The organism is Fructilactobacillus sp. X3R5C2 (assembly GCF_059901175.1).
Window position 1 is genome coordinate 61,929 of the sequence record NZ_JBWXVC010000002.1, and the last position, 25,864, is coordinate 87,792.

The 25,864-nt window shown below is 36.2% G+C and carries 26 protein-coding genes, 1 tRNA gene and 1 pseudogene; 17 read left to right on the forward strand and 11 right to left on the reverse strand.

Going from position 1 to position 25,864, the window contains the following annotated elements; all coding sequences use genetic code 11:
• The first annotated feature begins 11 nt into the window (after nucleotides 1–11).
• The 6 genes from AC6UD4_RS02355 to yihA all read left to right on the forward strand — a co-directional run bounded on the left by AC6UD4_RS02355 (nucleotide 12) and on the right by yihA (nucleotide 7,593).
• Complete coding sequence (locus tag AC6UD4_RS02355; protein ID WP_500693893.1) at nucleotides 12–1,730, forward strand: ribonuclease J; 1,719 nt, start codon at nucleotides 12–14, stop codon at nucleotides 1,728–1,730.
• 52 nt (nucleotides 1,731–1,782) lie between these two features.
• Nucleotides 1,783–2,691, forward strand: a complete 909-nt coding sequence (locus tag AC6UD4_RS02360; RefSeq protein ID WP_500693892.1) for a hypothetical protein — start codon at nucleotides 1,783–1,785, stop codon at nucleotides 2,689–2,691.
• Nucleotides 2,692–2,869: 178 nt separating this feature from the next.
• Nucleotides 2,870–4,057 (forward strand): elongation factor Tu, encoded by a 1,188-nt coding sequence (tuf, locus tag AC6UD4_RS02365; protein WP_500693891.1) that lies wholly within the window; start codon nucleotides 2,870–2,872, stop codon nucleotides 4,055–4,057.
• A 167-nt stretch (nucleotides 4,058–4,224) separates the two neighbouring features.
• Entirely contained in the window at nucleotides 4,225–5,562 is a 1,338-nt protein-coding gene (gene tig, locus AC6UD4_RS02370; protein ID WP_500693890.1) for a trigger factor, read from the forward strand.
• Nucleotides 5,563–5,705: 143 nt separating this feature from the next.
• Entirely contained in the window at nucleotides 5,706–6,992 is a 1,287-nt protein-coding gene (clpX, locus tag AC6UD4_RS02375) for an ATP-dependent Clp protease ATP-binding subunit ClpX (protein ID WP_500693889.1), read from the forward strand.
• 16 nt (nucleotides 6,993–7,008) lie between these two features.
• Entirely contained in the window at nucleotides 7,009–7,593 is a 585-nt protein-coding gene (gene yihA, locus AC6UD4_RS02380; RefSeq protein WP_500693888.1) for a ribosome biogenesis GTP-binding protein YihA/YsxC, read from the forward strand.
• A gap of 35 nt (nucleotides 7,594–7,628) precedes the next feature.
• Here yihA and AC6UD4_RS02385 read toward each other — a convergent pair whose 3' ends face one another.
• Complete coding sequence (locus AC6UD4_RS02385; protein ID WP_500693887.1) at nucleotides 7,629–7,796, reverse strand: SPJ_0845 family protein; 168 nt, start codon at nucleotides 7,794–7,796, stop codon at nucleotides 7,629–7,631.
• Between the two features lie 119 nt (nucleotides 7,797–7,915).
• Between AC6UD4_RS02385 and uvrC the strand changes: the two genes are divergently transcribed.
• Complete coding sequence (uvrC, locus tag AC6UD4_RS02390) at nucleotides 7,916–9,724, forward strand: excinuclease ABC subunit UvrC (RefSeq protein WP_500693886.1); 1,809 nt, start codon at nucleotides 7,916–7,918, stop codon at nucleotides 9,722–9,724.
• A gap of 18 nt (nucleotides 9,725–9,742) precedes the next feature.
• A complete protein-coding gene (gene obgE / locus AC6UD4_RS02395; RefSeq protein WP_500693885.1) occupies nucleotides 9,743–11,047 on the forward strand; it encodes a GTPase ObgE in 1,305 nt (434 codons plus the stop codon).
• Nucleotides 11,048–11,080: 33 nt separating this feature from the next.
• On the opposite strand, the gene AC6UD4_RS02400 is transcribed toward obgE, so the two are convergent.
• Nucleotides 11,081–11,359, reverse strand: a complete 279-nt coding sequence (locus AC6UD4_RS02400; protein WP_500693884.1) for a hypothetical protein — start codon at nucleotides 11,357–11,359, stop codon at nucleotides 11,081–11,083.
• Between the two features lie 106 nt (nucleotides 11,360–11,465).
• Here AC6UD4_RS02400 and rnz point away from each other — a divergent pair, with 106 nt between their 5' ends.
• The 5 genes from rnz (at nucleotide 11,466) to AC6UD4_RS02425 (ending at nucleotide 15,848) form a co-directional block, all read left to right on the forward strand.
• Complete coding sequence (rnz, locus tag AC6UD4_RS02405) at nucleotides 11,466–12,413, forward strand: ribonuclease Z (protein WP_500693883.1); 948 nt, start codon at nucleotides 11,466–11,468, stop codon at nucleotides 12,411–12,413.
• Complete coding sequence (locus tag AC6UD4_RS02410; protein WP_500693882.1) at nucleotides 12,410–12,808, forward strand: LapA family protein; 399 nt, start codon at nucleotides 12,410–12,412, stop codon at nucleotides 12,806–12,808. Before rnz ends, AC6UD4_RS02410 begins: the two co-directional genes overlap by 4 nt.
• Nucleotides 12,809–12,826: 18 nt before the next feature.
• Complete coding sequence (gene recJ / locus AC6UD4_RS02415; protein ID WP_500693881.1) at nucleotides 12,827–15,142, forward strand: single-stranded-DNA-specific exonuclease RecJ; 2,316 nt, start codon at nucleotides 12,827–12,829, stop codon at nucleotides 15,140–15,142.
• Nucleotides 15,143–15,165: 23 nt separating this feature from the next.
• The gene (locus AC6UD4_RS02420; RefSeq protein WP_500693880.1) at nucleotides 15,166–15,687 is read left to right on the forward strand and encodes an adenine phosphoribosyltransferase; all 522 of its coding nucleotides are present in this window, start codon (nucleotides 15,166–15,168) and stop codon (nucleotides 15,685–15,687) included.
• Between the two features lie 72 nt (nucleotides 15,688–15,759).
• A tRNA-Ser gene (locus AC6UD4_RS02425) sits at nucleotides 15,760–15,848 on the forward strand.
• A gap of 250 nt (nucleotides 15,849–16,098) precedes the next feature.
• On the opposite strand, the gene AC6UD4_RS02430 is transcribed toward AC6UD4_RS02425, so the two are convergent.
• The 7 genes from AC6UD4_RS02430 to AC6UD4_RS02460 all read right to left on the reverse strand — a co-directional run bounded on the left by AC6UD4_RS02430 (nucleotide 16,099) and on the right by AC6UD4_RS02460 (nucleotide 20,637).
• A complete protein-coding gene (locus AC6UD4_RS02430; protein WP_500693879.1) occupies nucleotides 16,099–16,341 on the reverse strand; it encodes a tyrosine-type recombinase/integrase in 243 nt (80 codons plus the stop codon).
• 146 nt (nucleotides 16,342–16,487) lie between these two features.
• Nucleotides 16,488–17,198 (reverse strand): Arm DNA-binding domain-containing protein, encoded by a 711-nt coding sequence (locus AC6UD4_RS02435; RefSeq protein ID WP_500693878.1) that lies wholly within the window; start codon nucleotides 17,196–17,198, stop codon nucleotides 16,488–16,490.
• A gap of 68 nt (nucleotides 17,199–17,266) precedes the next feature.
• Nucleotides 17,267–18,025, reverse strand: coding sequence for a hypothetical protein (locus AC6UD4_RS02440; protein WP_500693877.1), 759 nt, complete (start codon nucleotides 18,023–18,025; stop codon nucleotides 17,267–17,269).
• 166 nt (nucleotides 18,026–18,191) lie between these two features.
• Entirely contained in the window at nucleotides 18,192–19,004 is an 813-nt protein-coding gene (locus AC6UD4_RS02445; RefSeq protein WP_500693876.1) for a PH domain-containing protein, read from the reverse strand.
• A 129-nt stretch (nucleotides 19,005–19,133) separates the two neighbouring features.
• Complete coding sequence (locus tag AC6UD4_RS02450; RefSeq protein WP_500693875.1) at nucleotides 19,134–19,454, reverse strand: hypothetical protein; 321 nt, start codon at nucleotides 19,452–19,454, stop codon at nucleotides 19,134–19,136.
• 182 nt (nucleotides 19,455–19,636) lie between these two features.
• Entirely contained in the window at nucleotides 19,637–19,843 is a 207-nt protein-coding gene (locus AC6UD4_RS02455) for a hypothetical protein (protein WP_500693874.1), read from the reverse strand.
• Between the two features lie 167 nt (nucleotides 19,844–20,010).
• Entirely contained in the window at nucleotides 20,011–20,637 is a 627-nt protein-coding gene (locus tag AC6UD4_RS02460) for a helix-turn-helix domain-containing protein (protein WP_500693873.1), read from the reverse strand.
• Between the two features lie 276 nt (nucleotides 20,638–20,913).
• Here AC6UD4_RS02460 and AC6UD4_RS02465 point away from each other — a divergent pair, with 276 nt between their 5' ends.
• On the forward strand, nucleotides 20,914–21,126 hold the full coding sequence (locus AC6UD4_RS02465) for a helix-turn-helix domain-containing protein (RefSeq protein WP_500693872.1): 213 nt from the start codon (nucleotides 20,914–20,916) through the stop codon (nucleotides 21,124–21,126).
• A 148-nt stretch (nucleotides 21,127–21,274) separates the two neighbouring features.
• On the opposite strand, the pseudogene arsC reads toward AC6UD4_RS02465, so the two are convergent.
• Nucleotides 21,275–21,703: pseudogene (gene arsC / locus AC6UD4_RS02470) on the reverse strand (arsenate reductase (thioredoxin)).
• Between the two features lie 235 nt (nucleotides 21,704–21,938).
• On the opposite strand from arsC, the gene AC6UD4_RS02475 reads away from it, so the two are divergent.
• Nucleotides 21,939–23,306: an FAD-dependent oxidoreductase gene (locus AC6UD4_RS02475; protein WP_500693871.1), complete on the forward strand. Its 1,368-nt coding sequence runs from the start codon at nucleotides 21,939–21,941 to the stop codon at nucleotides 23,304–23,306.
• A 40-nt stretch (nucleotides 23,307–23,346) separates the two neighbouring features.
• Here AC6UD4_RS02475 and AC6UD4_RS02480 read toward each other — a convergent pair whose 3' ends face one another.
• A complete protein-coding gene (locus AC6UD4_RS02480; protein WP_500693870.1) occupies nucleotides 23,347–23,604 on the reverse strand; it encodes a hypothetical protein in 258 nt (85 codons plus the stop codon).
• A gap of 118 nt (nucleotides 23,605–23,722) precedes the next feature.
• On the opposite strand from AC6UD4_RS02480, the gene AC6UD4_RS02485 reads away from it, so the two are divergent.
• Together AC6UD4_RS02485 and AC6UD4_RS02490 are read left to right on the forward strand one after the other, a co-directional pair.
• Complete coding sequence (locus tag AC6UD4_RS02485; RefSeq protein ID WP_500693869.1) at nucleotides 23,723–24,511, forward strand: alpha/beta fold hydrolase; 789 nt, start codon at nucleotides 23,723–23,725, stop codon at nucleotides 24,509–24,511.
• 161 nt (nucleotides 24,512–24,672) lie between these two features.
• A complete protein-coding gene (locus AC6UD4_RS02490; RefSeq protein WP_500693868.1) occupies nucleotides 24,673–25,863 on the forward strand; it encodes an NAD(P)-dependent malic enzyme in 1,191 nt (396 codons plus the stop codon).
• Nucleotide 25,864 lies beyond the last annotated feature (1 nt).

The window sequence follows — 25,864 nt, forward strand, 5'->3', positions numbered from 1 at the left end:
AACAAGTAATTATGAAAAAGAACATCAAAATCATTCCACTGGGTGGAGTGAGAGAAAATGGCAAGGATCTTTATGCCATTGAAATTAATGATAATAGTATTTTTATTTTGGATTGTGGACTAAAATACCCTCAAAACGAAATGTTAGGAATTGATTTTGTAATCCCAGATTTTTCGTATTTAAGGGATAACGCCGATAAAATTGTCGGGGTTTTTCTTACCCACGGTCACGCAGATGCAATTGGTGCACTTCCATATTTTTTAAGTGAATTTAACGTTCCCGTGTTTGGAACGGAGTTAACGATTGGTTTGGCAAAGTTGGCGGTTGCCGATAATAAGAAGACTAAGAAATTTAATGATTTCCACGTCATTAATAGTAAAAGCGAAATTGTATTTGAGGATGGCACGGTTAGTTTCTTTGATACCACTCATTCAATTCCTGACTCAGTTGGGATCGTGATTAGTACTGAACTCGGAAACATTGTTTATACTGGTGATTTTAAATTTGATCAGACTGCTGCTGACGGGTACAAAACGGATTATTCAGCTCTTACTGATATTGGTAAAGAACACGTGTTGGCACTTTTAAGTGACTCAAGAAATGCTGACAATCCGGAAGAGAGTACTGACGAGAAAGAGATCAGAGACTATCTCTATGAAACTTTTCACTATCAGAAGGGTCGTGTGATCGTTGCTTGTCTTGCTAATAATATTTTAAGAATTCAAGAAGTATTAAACGCTGCGTCTAAGTCAGGTAGGAGAGTTTATCTAACCAGCAAGGGTCTAGAAGAGGTTATTGATACTGCATTGAAACTTGGCAAGTTAACGTTACCTTCTGACGATTTGTTTATTGAATCTGCAAAAGAGTTAGAGCAAATGAATCCGCATGAAGTTTTGATTCTACAAACCGGTAAGAACGGTGAACCAATGGAATCACTTCAAAGAATGGCTGATAACCGAGACAGAGACGTTGATATTCAGCCAGGTGACCTGGTCTTGATTGCTACCAGTCCATCCCGTGCAATGGACACTCCATGGGCTAAGACTCGCGATATGATCTATAAAGCTGGTGGAGAGGTCATGAGCATTGCTGATGAAAAGAATATTTCAGGGGATGCCAGCAAGCATGATCTTCAACTGCTCCTTAATTTAATTCATCCTGATTACTTAATTCCAATCCAAGGTGAGTATCGATTAATGGAAGCACAAAAAGAGCTAGCTGAGGAAGTTGGGATGAAACCATCACACGTTATTTTACCCGCTAAAGGTGATGTAATTGAGTTTGATGGTGAAAACATGTTTTTGTCAGAAGCTGTCCCAGCTTCTGACACCATGATTGATGGGATTGGTGTCGGAGACATTGGAAACATTGTATTACGAGATCGAAAAGTGTTATCGGAAGATGGTGTCTTCGTGGCAGTTGTTACTATCGACCGTAAGAAGAAAAAAATTATTTCAGAGCCCAAAATCATGGCTCGGGGATTTGTTTACGTTAATTCTGATAAATCCTTGCTTAAAGAAGCAGCTGATATTGTATCTGAAGCAGTCCAGAATAACCTTAATAACAAGGAGTTTGACTGGGGTCATTTAAAACAGGATGTTAGAGAAGACCTTGGACAATTTCTATACAAAAAGACTGGGAGAAGACCAGTGATTCTTCCAGTTATTATGGAAGTCAATCAACACCATAGAAGAAAAAAAGCTAACAATAAAAACGATCAAGAAGACTAAAGAAGTTGAGCCCCGGCTCAATTTTTTTGTTTTCTTATGTGAGGATAATAGATTGAATGATCATCAAAAGGCAAGATTAAAAAAAGCACAAACAGACTTTAGGCAAAAACATTATCAGAAAAGTTCACAGGAATTGTTGGCTTTGTATGATGAAGTTGACGATTACAATGTGATTGATTTGTTGGGACACTCGCTCTTTAATGAAAAAAAGTACGTTGAATCATATCGATTATTAGAAGATAACTTTAATTATTTTGTTGAAAATGACGTTAAATTATTAATAAATATTTACTTAAAAAACCGGAAGTTTATCCCATTACGAATAATTGTTGATTCAATTGATGTATTAGATAAGGATGATGTCAAAAGCAAAATCGAATCTTTAGAGAGAATCAATGACTCTGAGCAAGCTGAATCTAACCGGGCTAACTTGAAGCATTTTATGCACATGGGTGGACAAACGGGAATCAAGCAGCGCGACATAATGGAAAAGGCTGAAGAACTCCCGTATAAGCAATATTTGAAGGGTGCACAGTTTAACCTAGTAGATCCAGACGTCAATCCGGTATGGAGAAATCAGTTACTTAATAATTTAGCTAAGTTAAAGTATGATAAACCAGTTAAATATATTTGGATGGATGGAAAAACGTATACTTTAACACCATCACAGCTTGTTGATGAATTGGATTCTAGTGCGTATCAAGCAATGCAAAAGGAAATTAGGGAACGCTACGGACAAAATGATCCAATTCGTTATCAGCAAATTTCTAACGCGGCCGAATATGATGCTCAAATTTTGTATCCGTTTATTGATGATGTGATTAAGGAACCTGATGAATGGGTAACCGCTATTCATCGGCATATCATTAATCCGAATATGGTAGTGGATGATGAAAAAATGGGATCAATTGATCATTGGTTAGTGAAAATTGATAAAATCATGAATTTATTACTAAAGTAATTTAAGAAATTGTCTATATCTGGTTTACAAATAATTTGTCAGTGGATATAATATGAAAGTGAATTCCCAAAAGGGTGATAATTTTGCCTTTTAGGGGAAATGTAGTATAATTAATGATAAAGAGACATTGGCGTTTTGCTGATGTTTGTCTTACGAAAATGACAGGAGGGTTTCATAAATGGCAAAAGAACATTATGAAAGAACAAAGCCCCACGTTAATATTGGTACTATAGGCCATATTGACCACGGGAAGACTACTTTAACTGCAGCAATCACTAAAGTATTATCAGAAAAGGGCTTGGCTAAGGCTGAAGACTTTGCTGATATCGATGCTGCACCAGAAGAAAAGGAACGTGGTATTACTATTAATACTGCCCACGTTGAATACGAAACTGAAAAGCGTCATTATGCACATATTGACGCCCCAGGACATGCTGACTACGTTAAGAACATGATCACTGGTGCTGCCCAAATGGATGGTGCCATTCTTGTTGTTGCCGCAACTGATGGTCCTATGCCACAAACTCGTGAACACATTTTGCTTGCTAGACAAGTTGGTGTTGACCACATTGTTGTCTTCTTGAACAAGACTGACATGGTTGATGACGACGAATTGATCGACTTAGTTGAAATGGAAATTCGTGAGTTGCTTTCAGAATATGGTTACAATGGTGACGATGTTCCGGTTGTTCGTGGTTCAGCTTTGAAAGCACTTCAAGGTGACAAAGAACAAGAAGAAAACATCATGAAATTAATGGATGTTGTTGATGAATACATCCCAACTCCAGAACGTGATGACGACAAGCCATTCTTAATGCCTGTTGAAGATGTATTTACCATCACTGGTCGTGGAACTGTTGCTTCTGGCCGTATTGACCGTGGTAGCATCAAAGTCGGCGACGAAGTTGAAATTGTTGGTTTAGTTCCTGACACATTGAAGACCACTGTTACTGGTCTTGAAATGTTCAGAAAGACTCTTGACAAAGGTGAAGCCGGTGACAACATCGGTGCATTACTTCGTGGTATTGATCGTGACCAAGTTGTTCGTGGACAAGTTCTTGCAGCACCTGGTTCAATTCAAACCCACAAGAAGTTCACTGGTCAAGTTTATATCTTAACCAAAGAAGAAGGTGGACGTCATACTCCATTCTTCTCAAACTATCGTCCTCAATTCTACTTCCACACCACTGATGTTACTGGTGTTATCGAATTAGACAAGGGAACTGAAATGGTAATGCCTGGAGACAACGTTACTTTCCACGTTGACTTAACTAAGCCAGTTGCCATTGAAAAGGGTACTAAGTTCACTATTCGTGAAGGTGGACATACCGTTGGTGCCGGTGTTGTTACCGAAATCGATGATTAATTAGTATTTTTATTTAGAGATTGAAGACAATGTCTTCAATCTCTTTTTTTATTGCTATGGCCGTTTTAGCGTCGCTGTTTACTTTTGAGGACGCTTAAGTTAGAATATTATTTGAATACTATTACTTGGAAAAGTGTGTAAATATTTTTCATGTTGGAGGAAATGTTATGGCAGATTGGAAGAAAAAAGGTACCAATGATGGGGAATTAACTTTTGAAATTGGTCTTGATAAGATTAAAGAAGGATTAGATCGAGCTTTCAAAAAGAATAAGAAAAATATTAAAGTTCCTGGATTCCGTAAGGGTAAAGTTTCAAGACAAGTATTTAACCAAATGTATGGTGAAGAAGCTTTATACCAAGATGCTTTGAATTTGTTATTACCAGATGCTTACAGTGAAGCAATTAAAGACGCTGGCATTGAACCCGTTGGTCAACCTGACGTTAGTGTTGATTCAATTGAAAAAGGGAAGCCTTGGGTCTTAAAGGCTACTGTTAGTGTCAAACCTGATGTTAAACTTGGTCAATACAAAGGACTAAGCGTTCCAAAGGAAAGTACTCGAGTTTACAAGAAAGACGTTGATGCTAAGATTGATAAAATGCGTCAATCTCAAGCTGAACTTGTTCTAGTTGATCGTCCTGCCAAAAAAGGTGACACTGTTACCATTGATTTTGAGGGATTTGTTGATGGCAAGCCTTTTGAAGGTGGAAAAGCAAATAACTATTCTCTTGAACTTGGTTCAGGATCATTCATTCCAGGATTTGAAGATCAATTGATTGGAAAAAAGGCTGGCGATGATGTCGAAGTAAAAGTTACCTTCCCTAAGGATTATCAAGAAAAGTCATTAGCTGGCAAAGAAGCTACCTTTAAGGTTAAACTCCATGAAGTTAAAGAGAAACAACTTCCTAAGCTTGATGATGACTTTGCTAAAGATGTTGATGAAGATGTTGATACTCTTTCTGAATTGGAAGACAAAGTTAAAAAAGAACTTAAGGAACAAAAAGAATCAGCCGCTCACGATGCCAAGGAAAATACGGCTATTAGTGAAGCAGTAGATAATGCTAGTGTTAAAGATATTCCAGAAGTTATGATTAATGATGACGTTCAACGTCAGATGGACCAGTACTTAGCTGGAATGCAGCAGCAGGGTATTAACGCTGAAATGTACTACAAACTCACTGGTACTAAGCCAGAGGACTTAAAGAAGCAATTTGCTGATGGTGCAGATCGTCGAGTTAAAACTAATTTGGTCTTAGAAGCAATTGTTAAAGCTGAAAAGATTGATCCTAGTGAAGAAGACATTCAAAAAGAAGTTAGCAACCTCGCTAAACAATACGGAATGGAAGAAACAGCCGTTCGTAATGCATTATCTGATGACATGTTAAAACATGATATTGGTATTCAAAAAGCCGTTGACATTGTGGTTGACAGTGCTAAAGAAGAACCAAAATCAACTGCCAAGAAGGCTTCTGAAAAAAAGGATTCCAGTAAAGAAAATAAGAAATAATTTATACAAGATGGGATCCGCTTGTTAGAGCGGGTCTTTTTTTGTAGAGCAAATTATTTTAAAAGGTTCTATTAGTATGGTATAGTTTCAAATTGCAGGCAACGAGACGAATTAACAACGAATTAACAAAAAGGAGAGATACCATGTATGATGATTCAAATCAAAATGAGACCATTACTTGCTCCTTTTGTGGAAAGTCACAGGACCAAGTAAAAAAAATTGTTGCTGGACCCGGTGTATATATTTGTAATGAATGTATCGATTTGTGTGAACAGATCATGAGTGATGAATTAAACAAGACCAATGCTGAAGACATCAATGTGCTTACCCCAAGTGAAATTGTTAAAAAACTTGATGAGTATGTGATTGGTCAAGATGAAGCCAAAAAAACGCTAGCGGTGGCTGTCTTTAATCATTATATGAGAATTAAGGCTTTGAATGATTCTGAAGATAATGATGAAAGTGAAGATGGTAACCAAGAACGACATGCTTATGATGATGCTCAGATTCAGAAAAGTAATATTGCGATGATTGGACCAACTGGATCGGGGAAGACTTATCTGGCCCAAACACTTGCTAAAATTTTAAACGTTCCCTTTGCAATTGCTGACGCTACGACGTTGACTGAAGCTGGATATGTTGGAGAAGATGTTGAAAATATTCTTTTGAAACTCTTACAGAACGCTGACTATGACGTTGATCGGGCTGAAAAGGGAATCATTTATATTGACGAGATTGATAAAATTGCTAAAAAAGCCGAAAATGTTTCAATCACAAGAGATGTATCTGGTGAAGGTGTCCAACAAGCTCTGTTAAAGATTTTAGAGGGAACTACCGCTAATGTTCCACCAAAGGGTGGTAGAAAGAACCCGAGCCAAGAGTTTATTAAGATTAATACGAATAATATTCTGTTTATTGTTGGTGGGGCTTTTGATGGAATTCAAGATATTGTTAGACGACGCTTAGGTGATAAGACAATTGGTTTTGGGGTTGATAATCATGAGACCCAAGACGTTGCTGATGAAGATATTATGCAAAAAGTAATTCCTGAAGACCTGATGAATTTTGGATTAATTCCAGAGTTTATCGGTCGTCTTCCAATTTTGACCGCTTTGAATAAGTTAAGTGAAAATGATCTGGTCAAAATTCTGACTCAACCTAAAAATGCGTTAGTAAAACAATACCAAAAGCTTTTATCACTCGAGGGTGTCCAACTTAAATTTGAAGACGCTGCACTTAAGGCCATGGCAAAAAAAGCCATTGCTAGAAATACGGGTGCTCGTGGTCTTCGTTCTATGATTGAAAGTGTGATGAGAGATATTATGTATTCACTTCCAAGTCGTGATGACGTTAAAGAAGTGATTGTTACCCCAGATTCAGTAAATAGTGGTAAAGAACCAAAGATGGTCTTAAAAAGCGAAACAAAGTAATTAAACGGAGATAATAATGGACGTAAATGATGTTGAACTTGTAATGAGTGCAGTTGATCCCAAACAGTATCCCACTACTGGATATCCAGAAATTGGCTTTTTGGGTCGATCTAACGTTGGCAAGTCTTCACTAACGAATGTGTTGATTAACCGGAAGGATTACGCTCATACGTCTGGCCAACCGGGAAAAACTCAAACTTTGAATTTTTATCGCGTTAACGATGAACTCTATTTTGTTGACGTTCCAGGATATGGCTATGCGAAGGTTTCTAAAACAGAACGGGAAAAATGGGCTCAAATGATTGAGACTTATCTAACGCAACGTGAACAGCTCCGGGGAGTGATCAATTTAATTGATGGTAGACACGCCCCGAGTGAGTACGATATTCAGATGCGTGATTGGTTAGAGTATTATGGAATTCCCGTGCTTTATGTAGCGACTAAGGTTGATAAAATTCCTAAAAGTAAGATCAAGAAACAAGAACAGACGTTGCGAAAAGGGCTGGAGCTTGAAGCAGATGAACCGCTGATAATGTTCTCTGCTAAAACCAAGGTCGGAGCAGATCAAATTTGGAACTGGATTGAGCAACAAATTAAGTAATAAAAAATCAGCTGTGAGAACAGCTGATTTTGTGTTTATTTGGTTTTGTCTTGATCTAATATTTTATTCTTTTTTGATTCGCGCTGGTCTTCTTTGTTTTTATGATTCAAAAACTTGGTACGGTTAGGATCTTTCGGATTCTCTTTAGCGAATTTACTGAACATGGCATCAAGATCTTCATTTCTTCTAATTTTTATTCCCATATTGATCGCTCCTTTAAACTCATCATAGCAAAAAAATCATTTCATGTCAGTTTGTTATACAAACTGTAACTAATTCATTATAATTGTAACAGTAGTATTTATCGGAAAGGAGGGAGTTTATGGCATCTGATTTAATTGAACGAAAGTTAACGTTACTTCCGGATCAACCCGGTTGTTACATTATGAAAGATAAAGATGGCAAAATTATTTATATTGGTAAGGCAAAAAACCTAAAGAATCGAGTTCGCTCTTATTTCAAGAGTACTCAGTATGGGAGACGAGCCAAATTAGTGCGAAATATTGCTGATTTTGAGACAATCATTACTTCAAATGACAAAGAAGCATTTTTACTTGAAATCACTTTGATTCAGAAGCATCGGCCTTATTATAACGTTCGTTTAAAGCAAGGACACAGTGGGTATCCTTACATTAAAATTACTAATGAACGTGATCCCCGAATGTTGATTACTAATACCGTTAAAAATGATGGTGGATATTATTTTGGACCATATCCAAACGTCTATGCTGCAGATGAAACCTTGAATTTTTTACAAAAGATGTATCCACTCAGACGTTGTAATGGGTATCAAAAACGAGCTTGTTTGTACTACCACATGGGACAGTGCTTGGGAGCTTGCTTTAAGAAAGTACCTAAGTCAGAGTACGATGCTCAAATCAAGAAAATCAAGTCATTTTTAAACGGTAGTGTGGGACCTGCTAGACAACTACTGACTAAACGAATGAATACGGCATCAAATAACATGGAGTATGAGCGGGCAGCTGAATTGCGCGATCAACTGCATTACATTGATGCGACCGTTGAGAAACAAAAAATCATTTCACATGACAATACCCCACGAGATGTGTTTAATTTTTATGCTGATAAGGGATGGCTTTCTGTACAAGTTTTCTTTATTCGGCAGGCACGTTTAATGAAACGTGAGAAAAAATTGTTTCCGATTATCAGTACCGCCAATGAAGAGATGACTAGCTATATTGTTCAATTTTATAACGATTCTGATCGGATTCCACCCAAAGAAATTTTGGTACCTAACTCAATCGACCATGATGTTCTTTCGAAGATGATCGGAGTGCCAGTTAGAACCCCTCAACGTGGTCAGAAGAAAGCCCTTTTGGACATGGCAGAGCATAATGCGCGATTGGTTTTAAACGAACAGTTTAAGTTAATGGAAATGGATCGCAAAAAGACTACCGGAGCAATGGATGAATTGGGCGACGCTTTAGGAATTGGTCATCTCGAACGAATCGAAGCTTTTGATCATTCCCATATTTCGGGTGCTGATTTGGTTTCTGCTATGGTAGTATTTGAAGATGGGAAACCGAATAAGAAGAAGTACCGAAAATATAAGTTAAGAACCGTTGATCATGCCGATGAGGCAGCCAGCACGCGCGAAGTGATTAGAAGGCGCTACACACGTTTATTAAAGGAACACGCTGAAATGCCAGATTTGATCCTAATGGACGGAGGCGAGATTCAGATGAATGCCGTTACCGATGTTTTGGAAAATGAACTTAATCTGCACATTCCAGTAGCTGGAATGGTGAAAAATGAGAAACATAAGACGGCTGATTTGCTTTACGGAAGTAATGATCATCACGTTAATTTAAATCCGAAAAGCCAAGCTTTTTATCTAGTTCAAAGGGTTCAAGACGAAGTGCATCGCTTTGCAATTAACTATCATCATCAACTCCATAATAAGAATTCGATGACTTCTAGATTAGATAGTATTAAGGGAGTGGGACCCAAAACTAGAAATAAACTTTTGCGAAAATTTGGTTCCACCAAAAACATTGCGGATGCTAGTGTCGAAGACATTCAAGCAGTTGGCATTTCAAAGAAGGTTGCTCAGACGGTAAAATTGACCTTTGAGAACGTTGCACCAGTGGCCAAGATGATGAAAAACTAATATGAAAATGGAGAAATTATGTTTGTAGATCAAGTAAAATTTAAAGTTAAGGCCGGTAAAGGTGGAGACGGAATGGTCGGATTTCGTCGGGAAAAATATGTACCAAATGGTGGACCTTCTGGTGGTGATGGTGGCCATGGTGGTAATGTTGTTTTCAAAGTTGATACTGGAATGTCAACTTTAATGGATTTTAAGTATAAAAAACAATTTAAAGCCAAAAACGGTGGGAATGGTGCTAACAAAAAGATGACGGGTGCAAGTGCACCGGATTTGGTAGTACATGTCCCCGATGGCACCACGATTTATAACTCAGAGACCGGCGAGCCAATTGCGGATTTGACTAAAGCAAACGATGAAGTTGTAGTTGTAAAGGGTGGTCGTGGAGGAAGAGGAAACGTTCACTTTGCTACCCCTAAAAATTCTGCGCCAGAAATTGCTGAAAATGGGGCACCAGGTCAAGAAATGGAGATCGAACTTCAGTTAAGATTATTAGCTGATGTTGGTTTAGTCGGTTTTCCATCGGCTGGTAAATCCACGTTATTAAGTGCAATTACTTCGTCAAAACCAAAAGTAGCTCAATATCACTTTACGACCATTGTTCCTAATCTGGGGATTGTACGAAATCATGATGGAAGTGACTTTGTGATTGCTGATTTGCCTGGACTGATTGAGGGAGCTTCCAAAGGTGTGGGATTAGGTTTTGAATTTTTAAGACACATTCAAAGAACTCGAGTTATCCTCCATGTTGTTGATATGAGTGGAGTTGAGGGACGTGATCCGTATGATGACTATGAAAAAATCAATCATGAACTGGCTAATTTTGATGAAAGTCTTTTGAAACGTCCCCAAATCATCGTTGCTTCTAAAATGGATATGCCGGATTCGGCTGAAAATCTTAAGTTGTTTAAACGTGAATTAGCTGAACATAATGACCACGTTAATGGCAAAATTATTCCCATTTCTTCCATTACTCATTCAGGGCTTAATGATCTCATTCGAGAAACGAGTAGTGAACTTGATAAGGCACCAAAGTTTCCAATTGTGGGTGCTAACGAGCTTAATGATTCTAAGGAAGTCATTTACCGTCCTGATGAGGATGAAAAGCCGTTTACTTTGACAAAAGATGAAGATGGAACTTGGGTTCTGTCTGGACATCAGATTGAACGAGTAATTCAAATGGCTAATACTGAACATGAACAAGGTGTGTTAAGATTAGCTCGAAAATTACGTGGAATGGGTGTTGATCAAGCACTACGGGATGCCGGCGCTAAGAATGGCGATCTGGTATCAATTTTGGACTTTACCTTTTCATATGTTGAATAATATAAAAGACGATACTTGTGGTATCGTCTTTTATTATCCAAAAATAAGCTCATCATTTTTTAAACGATAACCGAATAGTTTTGGAGTTTCAATTGTTTTACAAAAAAGTGATAGATGATCATCAAGTTCTCTTGTCCGGGTATTAAATTGATTCAAGGTTAGTGACCGTTTGTTTTTGCTTGGTACTAATAAAATTTTATTTTGCGAAAATTCAATGTCAAAAACTGGTAAAATAACCTTATTAATTTCAACGTATATTTTATATGAATTATTTAAATCTTCGGATGAGACATAAAATTCGTTTAATCTCAAAGTTATCACCTAGATTCAGCTTATTATTGCTAATGTGGTATGCTACAATTGTATAGTAATTCTTCACGAGTGTAAAAATTTGAGTGTCAAAAAGGAACGATAGGATATGCAATTAGAGTTTTTTGGAACTGGTGCGGGAGTTCCTGGTAAGTTTCGAAACGTTTCTAGTGTCGCTTTAAGATTGTTGGATGAGATTAATTCCGTGTGGTTGTTTGATGCGGGGGAAGGTACTCAACAACAAATCTTGCGATCAACGTTAAAACCGCGAAAAATTAATAAGATTTTTATTACCCACCTTCATGGTGATCATATCTATGGTCTTCCGGGATTATTATCAAGTCGTTCGTTTCAAGGCGGAGATGATCCGGTTACCATTTATGGCCCCTTTGGAATCAAAAATTACGTTCAGACTAGTTTGCAAGTGACGCAGACTAAGTTAGGGTATAAAATAAAATACGTAGAGCTGGACCAGCCTGGTAAGATTTTTGACGGTAAAAAGTTTACAGTTTATGCGGAAAAGCTTGATCATCAAGTTCAAAGTTGGGGTTTTCGAATTGTTGAACATGATCATCCGGGTGAACTGCTTGTTGATAAATTGCAGGAGGATAATATTCCGTCTGGTCCACTGTACGGAAAGCTTAAGGAAGGTAAGACGGTTAAGCTTAGTGACGGGAGAGTCATTAATGGCAAGGACTACATTGGTAATTCCCAAAAGGGGAGAATTGTTACCATTTTAGGGGATACGAGAAAAGTTGGTACCATCAATAAGTTAGCGCAAAATGCTGACATTTTAGTTCATGAAAGTACTTTTGGAAAGGGCGAAGCAAAATTAGCTCACAATTACTATCATTCTACGAACATTCAGGCTGCTAATACCGCCAGGGATGCCAACGTAAAACGATTGCTATTAACGCACATTTCTGCAAGGTATACTGCTAAAATGGCTCATGAGTTACAGAGGCAGGCTCAACAAGTTTTTCCAAATACCAAGGTAGTTAAAGATTTTGATTTTATTGATATTCCCTTTAATAAGGGAGAGGAGAATGCCCAATGAAAAAGCAAGTTTCAATGATTTTAAGCATGGTCTTGATTGTGATTGTCGCTATTTTTGTTTTGTTAAATATGGGAAGTGCGGAGATTAATTTTGGTTTTACGACGGTTAAAATGCCGTTAATCTTAGTCTTATTATTGACATTACTAATTGGGGCTTTAATCATGTTCTTATTATCAATGATCAGTTCATTTAAAAATGGTTCCAAACGGAAAAAAGAAAATCGTGATTCACAGAAAACCATTGATGGATTAAAGGGACAAATTAATGATTTAAATAAACAAATTGATTCTCTAAAGATGCAGTTAAAGAATTCAATTAGTAAACAAAAGGTTAATCAAGATAATCGAAATGTTGAAGATGTAATTAATAAACAGCAAAAGGACAACGAAAAATAGTGAAAAGAGGATCCATATTTGCTTTCTTCAAAGTATAATTGGGAGCTAAAACAAAATAATCTTAACCAAGATGCTGTTAATCAACTAGCTAATGATTTGGGACTTGAACCGTTAGTTGTTAGCTTACTGTTTGAACGTGGTTATGATAATGTCGATAAGATTCAACATTACTTAAACCCGGATACTAGTGACTTAAACGATCCCTTTTTAATGCATGATATGCAAAAAGCGGTTGAACGGATTGAATTGGCAGTTGAAAACGGTGAACAAATTACCGTTTATGGGGATTATGATGCTGACGGACTTACTAGTACCGCCATTTTATATGAAACGCTAGTCGAGATGGGAGCGGAAGTTCGTTATTATATTCCTAATCGGTTTAAAGATGGATACGGTCCAAATGTGAAGGCCTTTCAAAAAATTATTGATAGTGGAACTTCGTTAATTGTTACTGTTGATAATGGAGTTGCCGGCTTTGATGCAATTGAGGAAGCTAATAAATTGAGTTGTGATGTGATTATTACCGATCATCACGAATTACCAGAAAAGTTGCCAAACGCCTATGCAATCGTTCACGCTCAGTTGGGCGATCCTAAATATCCGTTTCAGTATCTTTCTGGAGCTGGAGTATCTTTTAAGTTGTCGACGGCATTAATGGATGAAATTCCTCAAGATAAACTAGATTTAGCCGCAATCGGAACGGTTGCTGACTTAGTATCGTTAACTGGAGAGAATCGGGCACTCGTTCAGTTTGGATTAAATGTCATTCACTTGACGGTGCGACCTGGATTAAAAGCCCTTATTAAACGATCTGGAATTGATTTGGAAAAAGTTGATGAACAAGATATTGGGTTTAACATTGCTCCTAGATTAAATGCACTTGGACGGATGGGTGACGCCAATATGGGCGTTGATCTGCTTACTACGGTTGACGACGAGCAAGCTAATGAACTAGCTAAGAAGACTGAGCAAAAAAATGATCAGAGGAAGTTACTGGTTAGTTCAATTACGGACGAGGCAATCGCTCAAGCTGATTCACCTGAGAATAAGAAGAGAGAAACCCTTTTAATTGTGGGAAAGGATTGGCATACTGGAGTTTTAGGTATTGCAGCTAGTCGAGTTAAAGATAAATTTCATAAGCCGACGGTTGTTGTCAGTGTTGATGACCAAAATAAGATCGCCAAGGGATCCGGAAGAAGTGTCAAAGGATTTGATCTTTTTAAAGCCTTAGATAGTGAACGCGATCTGATGGATGCATTTGGTGGACATGCGATGGCAGTTGGATTAACGGTTCCAGCTGATAATTTAAAAACACTAGCTGAGCGGTTTGAACGGTCAGCAGCAAAACAGCAGGTTGATTTATCACAAAAGCCAACTTTAAAAATTGATTTTAAAGTTACTCCAGATGAAATTGATCAAAAGTTATTTCAACAAATTCAAACTTTGAGTCCATTTGGGACTGATAATGAATGCCCCCGATTTGATGTTGATCCGATTGCTTTAACTAATGTTCAGGCAATTGGGAAAGCCCATGATCACCTTAAATTTCAAGCTGTTGGCAATCATTCACGGATTTCTGCAATTGACTTTGGGATGGGTGATGTTGCTACTGAAGTTTCTAAATTGTCAGCTAATATTAACGTAGCAGCGACCTTGAATGAAAATGAGTGGAAGGGTCGTACTAATCTTCAGTTGATGGTTGATGATCTTAAAGTTGACGGAACCGTTGTTATTGACAAACGGACCACTACCTTAACTAAGTCAATGTTTGTAAATGAGGGAACGTATATTTTCTTTCATCGTAACTTGTATCAACAATTAAAATCATATGTTGGTAAAAATTCTAAAGCTATGCTTGCTTCGGATGTTAAAAAAGATATTACGAATGGGGTAGTTTATCTTGTTGATTGTCCTGAAACACTTGGTGAATTAAAAAGCGTTGTTAATCATTTCCAAAATCCTGAAATTATATTGTATTTATATAAAAAGAATCATATTTTAAATTTAGGGATGCCAGAACGTTCACAGTATGCTAAACTATTTAAGTTCGTTGAAACTAATAAAAATGTGCAAATTTCAAAGAATGTTGGTGAGGTTGCAAACCATTTGCAGGTCCCAACCAATATTCTGGTTTTCATGTTGCAGGTATTTAATGAACTGGGATTTATCACCATTCGGGATGGAATTTTGAATGGTATCAGTAATCCAAACAAGCAAAGCTTGTCAACTTCTCCCACATACCAATTGCGAGAAGAGCAATTAAAGGTAGAAGATGCTCTTTTTAACGTTTCCCCAAGTGATTTGGTGAAAATAATTAATAAGATTGGGAACTGATAATAAGAAAGGAAGTATTTTTTATGGTCCTTAATTTAAAGGATTATGTAGCAAGTTATCCTAATTTTCCAGAGCCAGGTGTAACTTTTCGAGATATTTCTCCATTACTAGAAAGTGGCGAAGCATATCGTCAAGCTACTGACGAAATTGTCAACTATGCTAAGGGCAAGAACATTGATATGATTGTTGGTCCCGAAGCGCGTGGTTTTATTGTGGGATGTCCCGTTGCCTATGAACTTGGAATTGGTTTTGCTCCTGCAAGAAAAAAAGGGAAGTTACCTGGCAAGACTGTCAAAGCTACATATGGCTTGGAATACGGTCAGTCATCGCTTTATTTGCATGATGATGCGATTAAACCAGGTCAGAGAGTTCTTGTGACTGATGATTTGCTAGCTACAGGTGGTACCATTGACGCTACCATTGAGTTAGTCAAAGATCTTGGTGGAGTAGTAGTTGGAACGGCTTTTATTGTCGAATTAATGGACTTAAAGGGTCGCGATAAGATTAAAGACTATGATATTCTCAGTCTGATTAAATATGATTAAGTTTTAAATTAAAAACACTTCTCAAGTTGATTATCGGTTCTTTTATGATTATACTTAAGTGGTGTTAATTTTGGCGAGTTGGCAGAGTGGTAATGCACCGGACTCGAAATCCGGCGAACCGGTTTATAGCCGGCGCGCAGGTTCAAATCCTGTACTCGCCTTTTAGGGGCAATTTGGATAGTTTCCTATAGTTATCAAACGTTTTTATATCAACAAAAGAAGCAGCTGTGGATAGTTAGAAAACTATAGAGAAATAAAAATCCGTTAACAATCTGTTAACAAAAAATGTTAACCGGTTAAAAGCGGAGGTATACCAATTTTTAGTAGTGTGCCATACTAAATTTATATTTAAGCCGGGTGTGATGTCTCCTGCTAAATATTTATGGTCGATATATAGAAAGAGCTATCAGATTAAATTCTGGTAGCTCTTTTTTTATTGATAATTTTATTTAGTGATGTTTCGATTTGATCATTAGTTTGTTGACGATATTCATCAATCATGTATGAATATACTCGGGTTGTGGTTGATATATCTGAGTGACCAAGTCGTTTACTGATGACGTAGTTATCAATTCCATTAGCAAGCAAATAAGCTACGTGAGTGTGTCTGAGAGAGTAGAAATTTATACCTAACTCGTTTAAAAATTCCCTCAATGTTTTGTTGACGGCTGAGGAAGTCGTATAGTCTTATATTGATTCGTAAAAACATGGTTGTTGCCATTTTCCTTTAACTCTTTTAAAACTTCAAGAATATCAGCATTTATTCGAATAATTCTATTGGAGCTTTCGTTTTTAGTAGGTTATTCACTTTCTAATACGGAATTCCAAGACTTATTAATATTGATAGTTCGAAAGTTAAAATTAACATCTTTCCAAATTCGTGCTTGAATTTCTCCCAGTCGCATCCCAGAGAAAATTGCTAACAGAATCATATATTTAGAAGTAAAGTTTTTGTTCTTAGTCTCTAACAGATAATTAGTCAATCTTTCCATTTCGTCGACATTTAAATATTCAATCCTTCTGGTCTTACTTCGGTCGTACACCATTGTGGTTCGCTGGACGAAATCTTTTTCAAAGTCACCATCGTAGATACCATCTTTAACACAAGAGTGAACCATTGTATTTAATTTACTAACGGTTTCTTTAGCGTGGTCTTTACCATAATCATTTAATAATTTTTGATAAATATTACGGTCGATAGCATCGACCTGAACATTAGGGATGTATCGCTTTAAAATACCGTATGTTCTTAAATAAGTCTTTTTAGTTCTTTCAGTTACTGATGTTTCTTTATAAGTTTGAAACCAATTCCAAAAGTATTCATAAAATAAGTTAGGTTTACTGTTTTGTAGAGAGAAATCATTTTTACTCAATTCCATTTTAGAAGCATATAGTTGTGCTTCTTGTTTAATTGAAAAACCAGATTTAGATTTTGCATGCCATTTTTTATCTGGACCTTTATATCTAAACTGGGCTTGCCAGACTTTGCCACGCTTTTGAAAATTAGCCATGTTATGTACCTCCATTAAAGCCCTAAAGTCAGAATTGAACTGACTTCATGCTACCAAGTAGGGTAATATTACTGCTTTTGACCAGTAAATTTATATTTATTTGTTAGGGATGTTTTAGCAATCTGATTACCAGAACCATCTTGAATACTAATTGAACTAGTTACCTTTGAACTGTATGAATCTTGAATGTTGTATTGCTGCATAATTCGTTCAATTGCATCATAAGCAGAATGTGAGACATTTTCTAATTGTTGACTATTAAAGTTAGCTGTTGCATCACTTAAGGTTACAACCGTTTCTCCAGCTGAATCAACTTTAGCGTTAGTGATATCTCCGTTAGTTTGACTAGGTAGATCAGCTAATGCTTGTTTGTAGCCATTGATATTTTTATCACTATTATTTGGTTTGCTTTTAACTTCTTTATCAATTTGCTTATCTTCTTTGACTGCTTTTTTATTGGCCATTTTTGTTTCGTGTTCTTTAGCAGCCTGTTGTTGATCGTAAGCACTAATTTGTCCCATTGAAATCAAAGCAAACACAGCAAAAACAACACTTAAAGTTATCCACATCTTTTTTGATTTTGAGGCAAATATTTCTAATACCGATACAATTAAAGCAATTATTAGAAGAATAAGTAAAACAATTTCGAGTGATTTTTCAACTGATAATAAAAAGATTAAAAGCATCGTTGCAACTAATCCAAATACTAACGAAGCATAAAACATACCTTTGTTGTCTTTATTTGCTTCATCAAGAGATTGCTTGATTCCTCCGATAGTGAGACCAACTAAAAAAATAAATAAAATCCAACCTATTACAAAATACATAAGTCCTCCACAAACAGCTTTTTACGTCGATCAGAAATTGGACGTAAGTTGTTTACATTTATATCAGTAAGGTGTTTTTAAAACTTTTTACTGCGTATATGATTACAAGAATAATTAAACAGACCAATATCCATCATTCATATCTCCTTTATTACTATTATTAAAATTAAAGACCTAGTAGTTGTTTTTTCTTTTGGTCGAACTCTTCTTGAGTAATAATTCCATCATCTAAAAGGGATTTGAATTTTCGTAATTCATCTGCGTTAGAAATAGACTGAACAACATTACCAGTTGGAGTTTTAGAATTATTAATTTCTTCGTTAATCTTTTTAGCCATAATCTCTACGTTGTTATTGTAGATATTTTTTATTCCAACTTCTGTTACTCCATTCATTAAAACAATTCTTCCAAGTGCCATTCCTTTATGCTTGGACACACCATTTATTTGTGAGATAGGAATATCTGAAGTCTGACTTCCAATAAGCAAATTCTTATTTATAAAAATAATACGTTGATCAGTTAGAACCATCAGTACCGTTTGAGAATCTTTTTCAGTAAAACCAGAAGTAGCATATTTAATGGTTTCATCATCATTTAAAATTTCGGGTAACATTTTGAGTTCACGTTTAGTACCAAACGTATCAGTTAATCCAGCTTCATCTAATTGTTGCTTAATTTGTTCGAATCTTTCTGAATTTTGCGATGATCCATTTGGTTGTTTACTTTCTTTTTCTTCGCGTTTCTTTTGTTTGTAGTCATCTTTTAATTTCAGTGGGTCTATTGTAGTTCCGTTTGCGATGGCATCTTTTACCATATCCACAGTTACAAAGTTTTGAGCGGCCATGCTCGTTACAATTCCAACTTTTTTAGCATTTATTCCTATTTTTTTACAACATTTATCATAAATATCGCCGTCTTTAACCAGCATATTAAATTGCAATAAAGTGATTTTGTTATTACATATTGGGCAAGTACGCATAGTATTATCCTCCAAAAATTAACAGCTTTTTAAGTCAATCAGGAATTGGACATATTAAGTTTGTTTAAAATAGTCTAATTATTTCTTAAGACGTTTTTGTAAAACAAAAGCCACGTTTCTTGTGGCTCTTTAAAAGAATTTATAAATTGATAGTATTGTTCCAATAATTCCTATAATTGTTCCAACTACTCCTATAAAAGTAGTAATTAACCATGTTTTTTGTTCAGCAAACTTAGTATTTACTTTTTCAAATTTAATATCAATGTCTTTTCCAAGTAAATCAATTTTACTACTGAGTTTATCAACGGCACTATTTAATTCATCATGTATTACATAATTTTTCATATTTCCGTTACCTCCATTATCATTTGGCTTTGAATTAATTATATCATTGTTCGTTTTTTCTCCTTCAAAAGGCCGATAGATAATATTATTTTTACTTTCAGCCATTACGAATTCTCCCTTTTAAGAAATAAAGTCAATTTACTTTTTTTCTCATTTTCATCTAATTGGATTTCAAAATTAATATATGGTGTATTTTGAACATCTTTTAGAGTCGCCGAGAATGCTATTCCAAACATTGCAATATAGTTGTTTGACATCTGCTTTGCTTTAATATCTTTTAGATCAAATTAAAAAATGTCGGGCTCATGATTATCCATTATGCTTTTATCATTTTTATTTTTTGCATCGATTTTAAGGTTATGTTTTCCTTGTTCTAATCCAATAAGCTGGATATTGATAGTTACATAAATGCCATTGTTATTATATCTTTTTATCATAATTGGAAGAGGATCGTCTTTTTTTGTTATATACACAGTATTTATATACTCATTCATAAACTGAAACTCCTTATTTTATTACTACAGTTAGAATTGATTGGACGTAGTTTACTTTTTTACGTAATCTACTAATGCCTTCTCTCCTTTAATATTTAATATGTGTTACAAAACAAAAGGGCTATCAAAATCACAAGTTTTGATAGCCCTTTTGTTGTATTGAGCTCTTATAATTCGGATTGCATCCGGATTGCTTTTCCAATGATTTTACCTGGATTATCTTTATTCAAGATAATCGGTGGGTATTCCTTGTTATCAGGAACTAAGACGGTTTGGTCTTTTTGAGTACTAATCCTTTTAAGGGTAGCTTCCTCGTTATCGTTTAATAGGACAGCAGCAATTTCACCATTTTCCACCTCTGGTTGATAATGAATCAAAACGTACGATCCGTTTTGAATGGTAGGAGCCATTGAATCTCCGTCACATTTTAGCCAGAAATTCTCACCACTTGGCAGTCCTTCTTTTAAGGTTGGAAAGTACGCGGTAACGTTTTGTTCAGCAAAGATTGGTTTTCCGCAAGCAATGCTGCCAATAAGAGGAAGATCAATTGCCTCATTAGTTTTTGATTTAGCGCTTGTACTATCATTGTGATAGTTAAGTTGATCAGTATTTCCTAATAGGTAATCGATCGACACTCCAAGTACTTTGGCGACTTTTCCAAGGCTTTTTGTACTAGGAGTTTTCTTGTTCCAAGTATAAATATTGTTAATCCCAATCCCAGCCTTCTGGGCCACTAACTGAAGTGACCATCCACGCATTCTTGAAAGTCTCTTAATTCGTTCAATTGTTGTCAAAATTGTTTCTCCTTTTCTGAAATTGGTGGTTAAAAAAGTTATTTCAAATAATAGAGAAAATCATTGACATTTTATTTTATATGATTGATAATTAATTTAGTTAAGTAATTGATCAGTCAGTCCAGAATAATATCAATGGTTAAAAGTATTTAAACTAGTTCCCACGAAGAAAATAGTTTAAGTACAGTCCATTATTTTCATCATATTTACATTTTATTCCAAAGGATAGACATAGTCAATAACTTAATTAATAAATTGTGAAAGGAGGGATCAATGATGGCTAACGTTGAATTGGAACGTAATGCTCAAAGAGTATTTAAAAAGATCAAAGTAGCTTTAATTAACAAGGACTTGACTCAAGTTGATATGTCAAAAATTGTTGATGTCTCACCAGTTGAATTAAATCGGGCAATTCATGGTGAGATGAGTCCTAAATCTCAAAGAATTAGGAAGCAAATTTTTAAGTACCTAGATATCAAAGTTTCGTAATCTTCATTTGTTATCCGTGTGATAAAAGAGCAATGAGATAAACTAAATGTATTAATACTACTTGTTTTCACGTTTGTAATTAGTATTAGTATGTGTAGTGATAATAAGGCCTAGATCAGTTGCAGTAGTTGATCTAGGCCTTTGTCGTCTAATAATTAGTTTGTTTAGTTTCATCAACTGACAATTGTTTTACTAATTGGTCAATCTGATTGCGGACGATTCTAAAAGTTTCGATTACTTCCGGTTTGGATCCCTTCGCTTGTGCTGGATCCTTAAGTGGTCAGTGAATTTTCGTAACCGATTCTGGAGTAACCGGAAACTTGTCCTTAGCATCTCCGCAAAGCGTAACGACTAAATCACACTTAACTAAATAATTTTTGTCAATTAACTTTGATGTATTGTGAGAAATATCAATTCTGCGTTCTTTCATTACCTTAACCGCAATTTGATTTACACCATGCTTTTTTAATCCTGCACTTTTTATTTGCCAGTTTCGTGGGAAATATTTTTTGGCAAATCCTTCCGCCATTTGACTTCGACACGAGTTTCCCGTACACAAAAAATAGATTTTTTTCATTTTGATTCATCCCTTAGTAATTTATAAGTCATGATACCAAAAGATGATGACTATGGATACAATTAATAATTTATCTTATAGGTTATCAATTGCTTAACTTATGGGTAGTTCAATCAAATTGTGTGCAAATAATTTATTAAATATTGAACATTTTGTAGTCTCATTAGGTAATTGCGTGGTACTATAAAAATGTTCATAGAGAACGACAATTTAAAAATTGAAGGAGGAAGCAGATATGAAAGTAGCTGTAATTGGATCATCTCATGGTGGATTCGAAGCTGTCAGAGGAGTTTTAAAAGATTTCCCTGATGCTGACATCGAATGGTACGAAAAGGGAGACTTTGTATCTTTTCTATCTTGTGGAATTGAATTATATCTTCAAAACGTCGTAAAAGATGTTAACTCTGTAAGTTATGCAACTCCAGAAGGCATGGAAAAATTAGGTGTAAATGTTCACATTAATACTGAAATCACTGATATTGATCCTGAAGCTCACACGCTAACCGCTTTAAACGTTAACGATGGCAAAGAGAGCACTGAAAAATATGATAAATTAATTTTAAGTGTTGGTGCTAATCCATTCCAACTTCCAGTTCCAGGGAAGGAATTAGGTAATATCTACGCAATGCGTGGACGTGATTGGGCCATTAAATTGAAGGAAGCTGAAGTTACTCCAGGTATCAACAACGTCACGGTCGTTGGTTGTGGATACATTGGAATTGAAGCAGCTGAATCATTCGCTAAGGCTGGCAAGCACGTTACCTTAGTTGATACTGGTAAAACCATTCTTCCTACTTACTTGGATCCAGAGTTTACTAAGATTCTTGAAGCTGAGCTTAAAAAGAACGGCGTAAAATTGTCATTGAACCAAAGTGTTAAGGAATACGTTGGTGACGATGATGAAAACGTTTCTTCAGTTATTTCAACTAATGGTGACCAATGGGATGCTGATCTAGTGATTGAAACTGCCGGAATTCGTCCTGCTACCGATTGGCTTAAAGGTAAAGTTGATCTCGACGAAAAGGGCATGATCAAGACCGATGAATATCAAAGAACCAATCAACCTGATATTTTTGCCGTTGGTGATTCTACCGAGGTTACCTTTGCACCTACTGGCAAGAAGCAAATCATTGCTTTAGCTTCTAACGCTAGACGTCAAGGTCGCTCAGCTGCCATGAACCTGAACGATGAGAAGCGTAAGACTACTGAAGTTTCTGGTTCATCAGCACTTCATGTTTTTGACTACAAGTTTGCTTCAACTGGATTTAAGGACGTTACTGCTGAAAAAGCTGGCGTTGACGTTGAATCTGTCTTTGTTGTTGACACTGCAGTTCCTCCGTTTGTTCATGATGACAAGTTGAATGCAGAAGTATACTTCAAGTTAACTTTTGATCCCAAAACTCGTGAAGTTGAGGGTGCTCAAATCATGTCAAAACGGGATGTAACTGCTAATATCAATACCATTTCATTAGCAATTCAACAACACATGACCGTTGATGACTTGGCATATGCTGACTTCTTCTTCCAACCAGGTTTTGACCGTCCATGGAATATCATGAACGTCGCAGCTCAAAAAGCACAAGATAAGTTAGATCACAAATAAAACCAAAGGGTCCGTTGACTTAATCAACAGACCCTTTTTATTACATACTTTTTGCTACTAGAATATCACCATTTGACAATTTGAACGTTTTATCAAAACCATTTAGATAAATGGTAGTACCTCGTTCTGGAAAATCTTCACTGGTCTTAGGAAGAAATTCAATTTCAAGTGAATGGCCATCTGGAGCCAGATTATCTAAGGTAGTTAATTTCATGACGTACTGATTGTCATCGTTAACTTTAATGGTTTTAGTATCTGAATTTCCAGGTGCTGGAAATGTTAAAGTAATCCGTTTCATATCATCCCTTCTTTCGTAGTTATTATACTACCAATTAATTTTTGGTATTGGTATGAATCTAGTAGTAAGAGAAGTGCTAACATATAAAATAAATCTTAAAGAAAATGGTGAAGCAATAATGAAATTTTATACTTCTGATAATGTGGAATTAGACTATGATGATGAGGGAAATAAAAGCAATCAACCCGTAATGATTCTTACCGGAATTGGGGGCTATAAAGAGATTTGGACCCTTACTGTCCAAAAATTAGTCGAAAGCGGTTTTAGGGTTATTAACGTGGATGCTAGAAATCAGGGGATGTCTGAGCGTACTAGTAAGGATGAACGAATGTCGCGCCATGCGATGGATTTATATGAGATTCAGAATGAACTAAAATTAAAAGAACCAATCTTGCTTGGGAATTCAATGGGAGCAGCAACCATGTTTGCGTACGTTTCTTTGTTTACTGATAAGGGAATTAAGGCCATTGTAGACGTTGATCAGAGTCCTAAGATGATTGCGGATCGGTCATGGCCATACGGATTTAAGGCTTTAGACTGGAGTAATTTTCCTGAATTTTTGAAGCAGCCATTTGGACGTTCGACTTATAGTAAAATTAATGATCTTTTATATAGTAAGATTCAATCGTTAAAACAGAAGTATCCATATGACGCCGACTTAAACTATTCGTTGTTAGTGGATCATGCTTTTCAAGATTGGCGTGACATTTTGAGTGATTTGAAGGTTCCATTGATGATTATAGCGGGAAGAAAATCACCATTTTTTGATTATCACTTTGCAAAAGTTGCAGCTGGGATGGCTCATAATGGTCATTATCAGATTGTTGAAGATGCGGGGCATATTATTATGGCTGAACAGCCAGATGTGTTTAACGATATTTTGTTGAAGTTTGTGAAAAGAATATAATAAATCACAATGGTAAGAAATATCATCGTGTGAATTATTAGACTTAACCCTTTAATAGCGGTCTCACTTTAATGAGGTCGTTTTTTATTTGGGTTTGTTAAAGAGTGTTAACTTGGTTGACTTTACGCACTTTGGTTAATATAATCACAATGTAAGCGGATATGAGCAATCGTGTCTGCGTGAAAATAAAAACAATTGGAGGGGTTTACGTGGCTGATAATATTTATTCCATTCATGAAAAGCACACGGGAATGCTAGAAATGGAATCAGAATTTCCTGTAAAAAACCGTGAAGAACTTAGTGAAGCTTACACACCTGGTGTTGCTAAGATTTCCAAGGCCATTGAAAAAGACCCTAGTTTAAAGGACAAGTACACAATGAGTGGAAAGTTGCTTGCTGTTGTTACTGATGGTTCAGCAGTTCTAGGATTAGGTAACATCGGACCAGCTGCAGGGCTTCCGGTTGTTGAAGGGAAGGCTTTGTTATATAAAGACTTGGCCAATGTTAATGCGTTACCAGTTGCCATTGATCAGGAAGATGCCAAGAAAATGGCCACTCACATTAAAAGTATTCAAGATACCTTTGCTGGGATCCATTTGGAGGACATTGCGGCACCAAAATGCTTTGAGTTAGAGGATATCTTGAGTAAAACATTAGATATTCCGGTCTATCATGACGACCAAGAGGGAACTGCTATTGTAGTTTTGGCCGGATTAATCAACGCTAGTAAAGTAGTTGGTAAAGAGTTGAAAGATTTAAAGATCGTCGTCAATGGGGTTGGAGCATCTGGTGTCGCTACTGCCTCGTTGTTGGAGCATGTTGGCATTAAAAATATTACGTTGGTTGATATCGATGGCGTGGTTAAGCCAGATAGTGAGAACTATAATTCATATCAAACTGGACTTGCCCAATCCTTGAACGGAAAAGAAAGACAAACTCTGGATGATGTAATTGATGATCAGGATGTTTTTATCGGTCTGTCAGATGCTAATGTTTTAAGCACTAGTCAAGTTAAAAGAATGGCAAAGGATCCGATTGTCTTTGCGCTTGCTAATCCAGTTCCGGAAATTCTTCCACAAGACGCTAAAGCTGGTGGTGCTAAAGTGATTGCGACTGGATCTAGTAAGTATCCAAACCAAGTTAATAATATTTTGGTTTTCCCAGGTCTGTTCAAAGGACTTTTAAAGAGTGGAATCAAAAAGGTTACATACCAAATTGAGGAAGTCGTTGCTGACGCGTTAGCCAGCATGATTCCTGATCCTACTCCAGATAAAATTGTCCCTGGGGTCTTTGATGAAAATGTTGTTAAAACAGTCACAAATTCAATTATAAAATATAGTGAAAAAGGATAAG

What these genes read in the sequence shown, in the direction of transcription:
- AC6UD4_RS02355 (WP_500693893.1), top strand. Translation starts at nt 12, where the DNA reads ATGAAAAAGAACATCAAAATCATTCCACTGGGTGGAGTGAGAGAAAAT.
- tuf (WP_500693891.1), top strand. Translation starts at nt 2,870, where the DNA reads ATGGCAAAAGAACATTATGAAAGAACAAAGCCCCACGTTAATATTGGT.
- tig (WP_500693890.1), top strand. Translation starts at nt 4,225, where the DNA reads ATGGCAGATTGGAAGAAAAAAGGTACCAATGATGGGGAATTAACTTTT.
- clpX (WP_500693889.1), top strand. Translation starts at nt 5,706, where the DNA reads ATGTATGATGATTCAAATCAAAATGAGACCATTACTTGCTCCTTTTGT.
- yihA (WP_500693888.1), top strand. Translation starts at nt 7,009, where the DNA reads ATGGACGTAAATGATGTTGAACTTGTAATGAGTGCAGTTGATCCCAAA.
- AC6UD4_RS02385 (WP_500693887.1), bottom strand. Translation starts at nt 7,796, where the DNA reads ATGGGAATAAAAATTAGAAGAAATGAAGATCTTGATGCCATGTTCAGT.
- uvrC (WP_500693886.1), top strand. Translation starts at nt 7,916, where the DNA reads ATGGCATCTGATTTAATTGAACGAAAGTTAACGTTACTTCCGGATCAA.
- obgE (WP_500693885.1), top strand. Translation starts at nt 9,743, where the DNA reads ATGTTTGTAGATCAAGTAAAATTTAAAGTTAAGGCCGGTAAAGGTGGA.
- rnz (WP_500693883.1), top strand. Translation starts at nt 11,466, where the DNA reads ATGCAATTAGAGTTTTTTGGAACTGGTGCGGGAGTTCCTGGTAAGTTT.
- AC6UD4_RS02410 (WP_500693882.1), top strand. Translation starts at nt 12,410, where the DNA reads ATGAAAAAGCAAGTTTCAATGATTTTAAGCATGGTCTTGATTGTGATT.
- AC6UD4_RS02420 (WP_500693880.1), top strand. Translation starts at nt 15,166, where the DNA reads ATGGTCCTTAATTTAAAGGATTATGTAGCAAGTTATCCTAATTTTCCA.
- AC6UD4_RS02435 (WP_500693878.1), bottom strand. Translation starts at nt 17,198, where the DNA reads ATGGCTAATTTTCAAAAGCGTGGCAAAGTCTGGCAAGCCCAGTTTAGA.
- AC6UD4_RS02440 (WP_500693877.1), bottom strand. Translation starts at nt 18,025, where the DNA reads ATGTATTTTGTAATAGGTTGGATTTTATTTATTTTTTTAGTTGGTCTC.
- AC6UD4_RS02445 (WP_500693876.1), bottom strand. Translation starts at nt 19,004, where the DNA reads ATGCGTACTTGCCCAATATGTAATAACAAAATCACTTTATTGCAATTT.
- AC6UD4_RS02450 (WP_500693875.1), bottom strand. Translation starts at nt 19,454, where the DNA reads ATGGCTGAAAGTAAAAATAATATTATCTATCGGCCTTTTGAAGGAGAA.
- AC6UD4_RS02455 (WP_500693874.1), bottom strand. Translation starts at nt 19,843, where the DNA reads ATGAATGAGTATATAAATACTGTGTATATAACAAAAAAAGACGATCCT.
- AC6UD4_RS02465 (WP_500693872.1), top strand. Translation starts at nt 20,914, where the DNA reads ATGGCTAACGTTGAATTGGAACGTAATGCTCAAAGAGTATTTAAAAAG.
- AC6UD4_RS02475 (WP_500693871.1), top strand. Translation starts at nt 21,939, where the DNA reads ATGAAAGTAGCTGTAATTGGATCATCTCATGGTGGATTCGAAGCTGTC.
- AC6UD4_RS02480 (WP_500693870.1), bottom strand. Translation starts at nt 23,604, where the DNA reads ATGAAACGGATTACTTTAACATTTCCAGCACCTGGAAATTCAGATACT.
- AC6UD4_RS02485 (WP_500693869.1), top strand. Translation starts at nt 23,723, where the DNA reads ATGAAATTTTATACTTCTGATAATGTGGAATTAGACTATGATGATGAG.
- AC6UD4_RS02490 (WP_500693868.1), top strand. Translation starts at nt 24,673, where the DNA reads ATGAGCAATCGTGTCTGCGTGAAAATAAAAACAATTGGAGGGGTTTAC.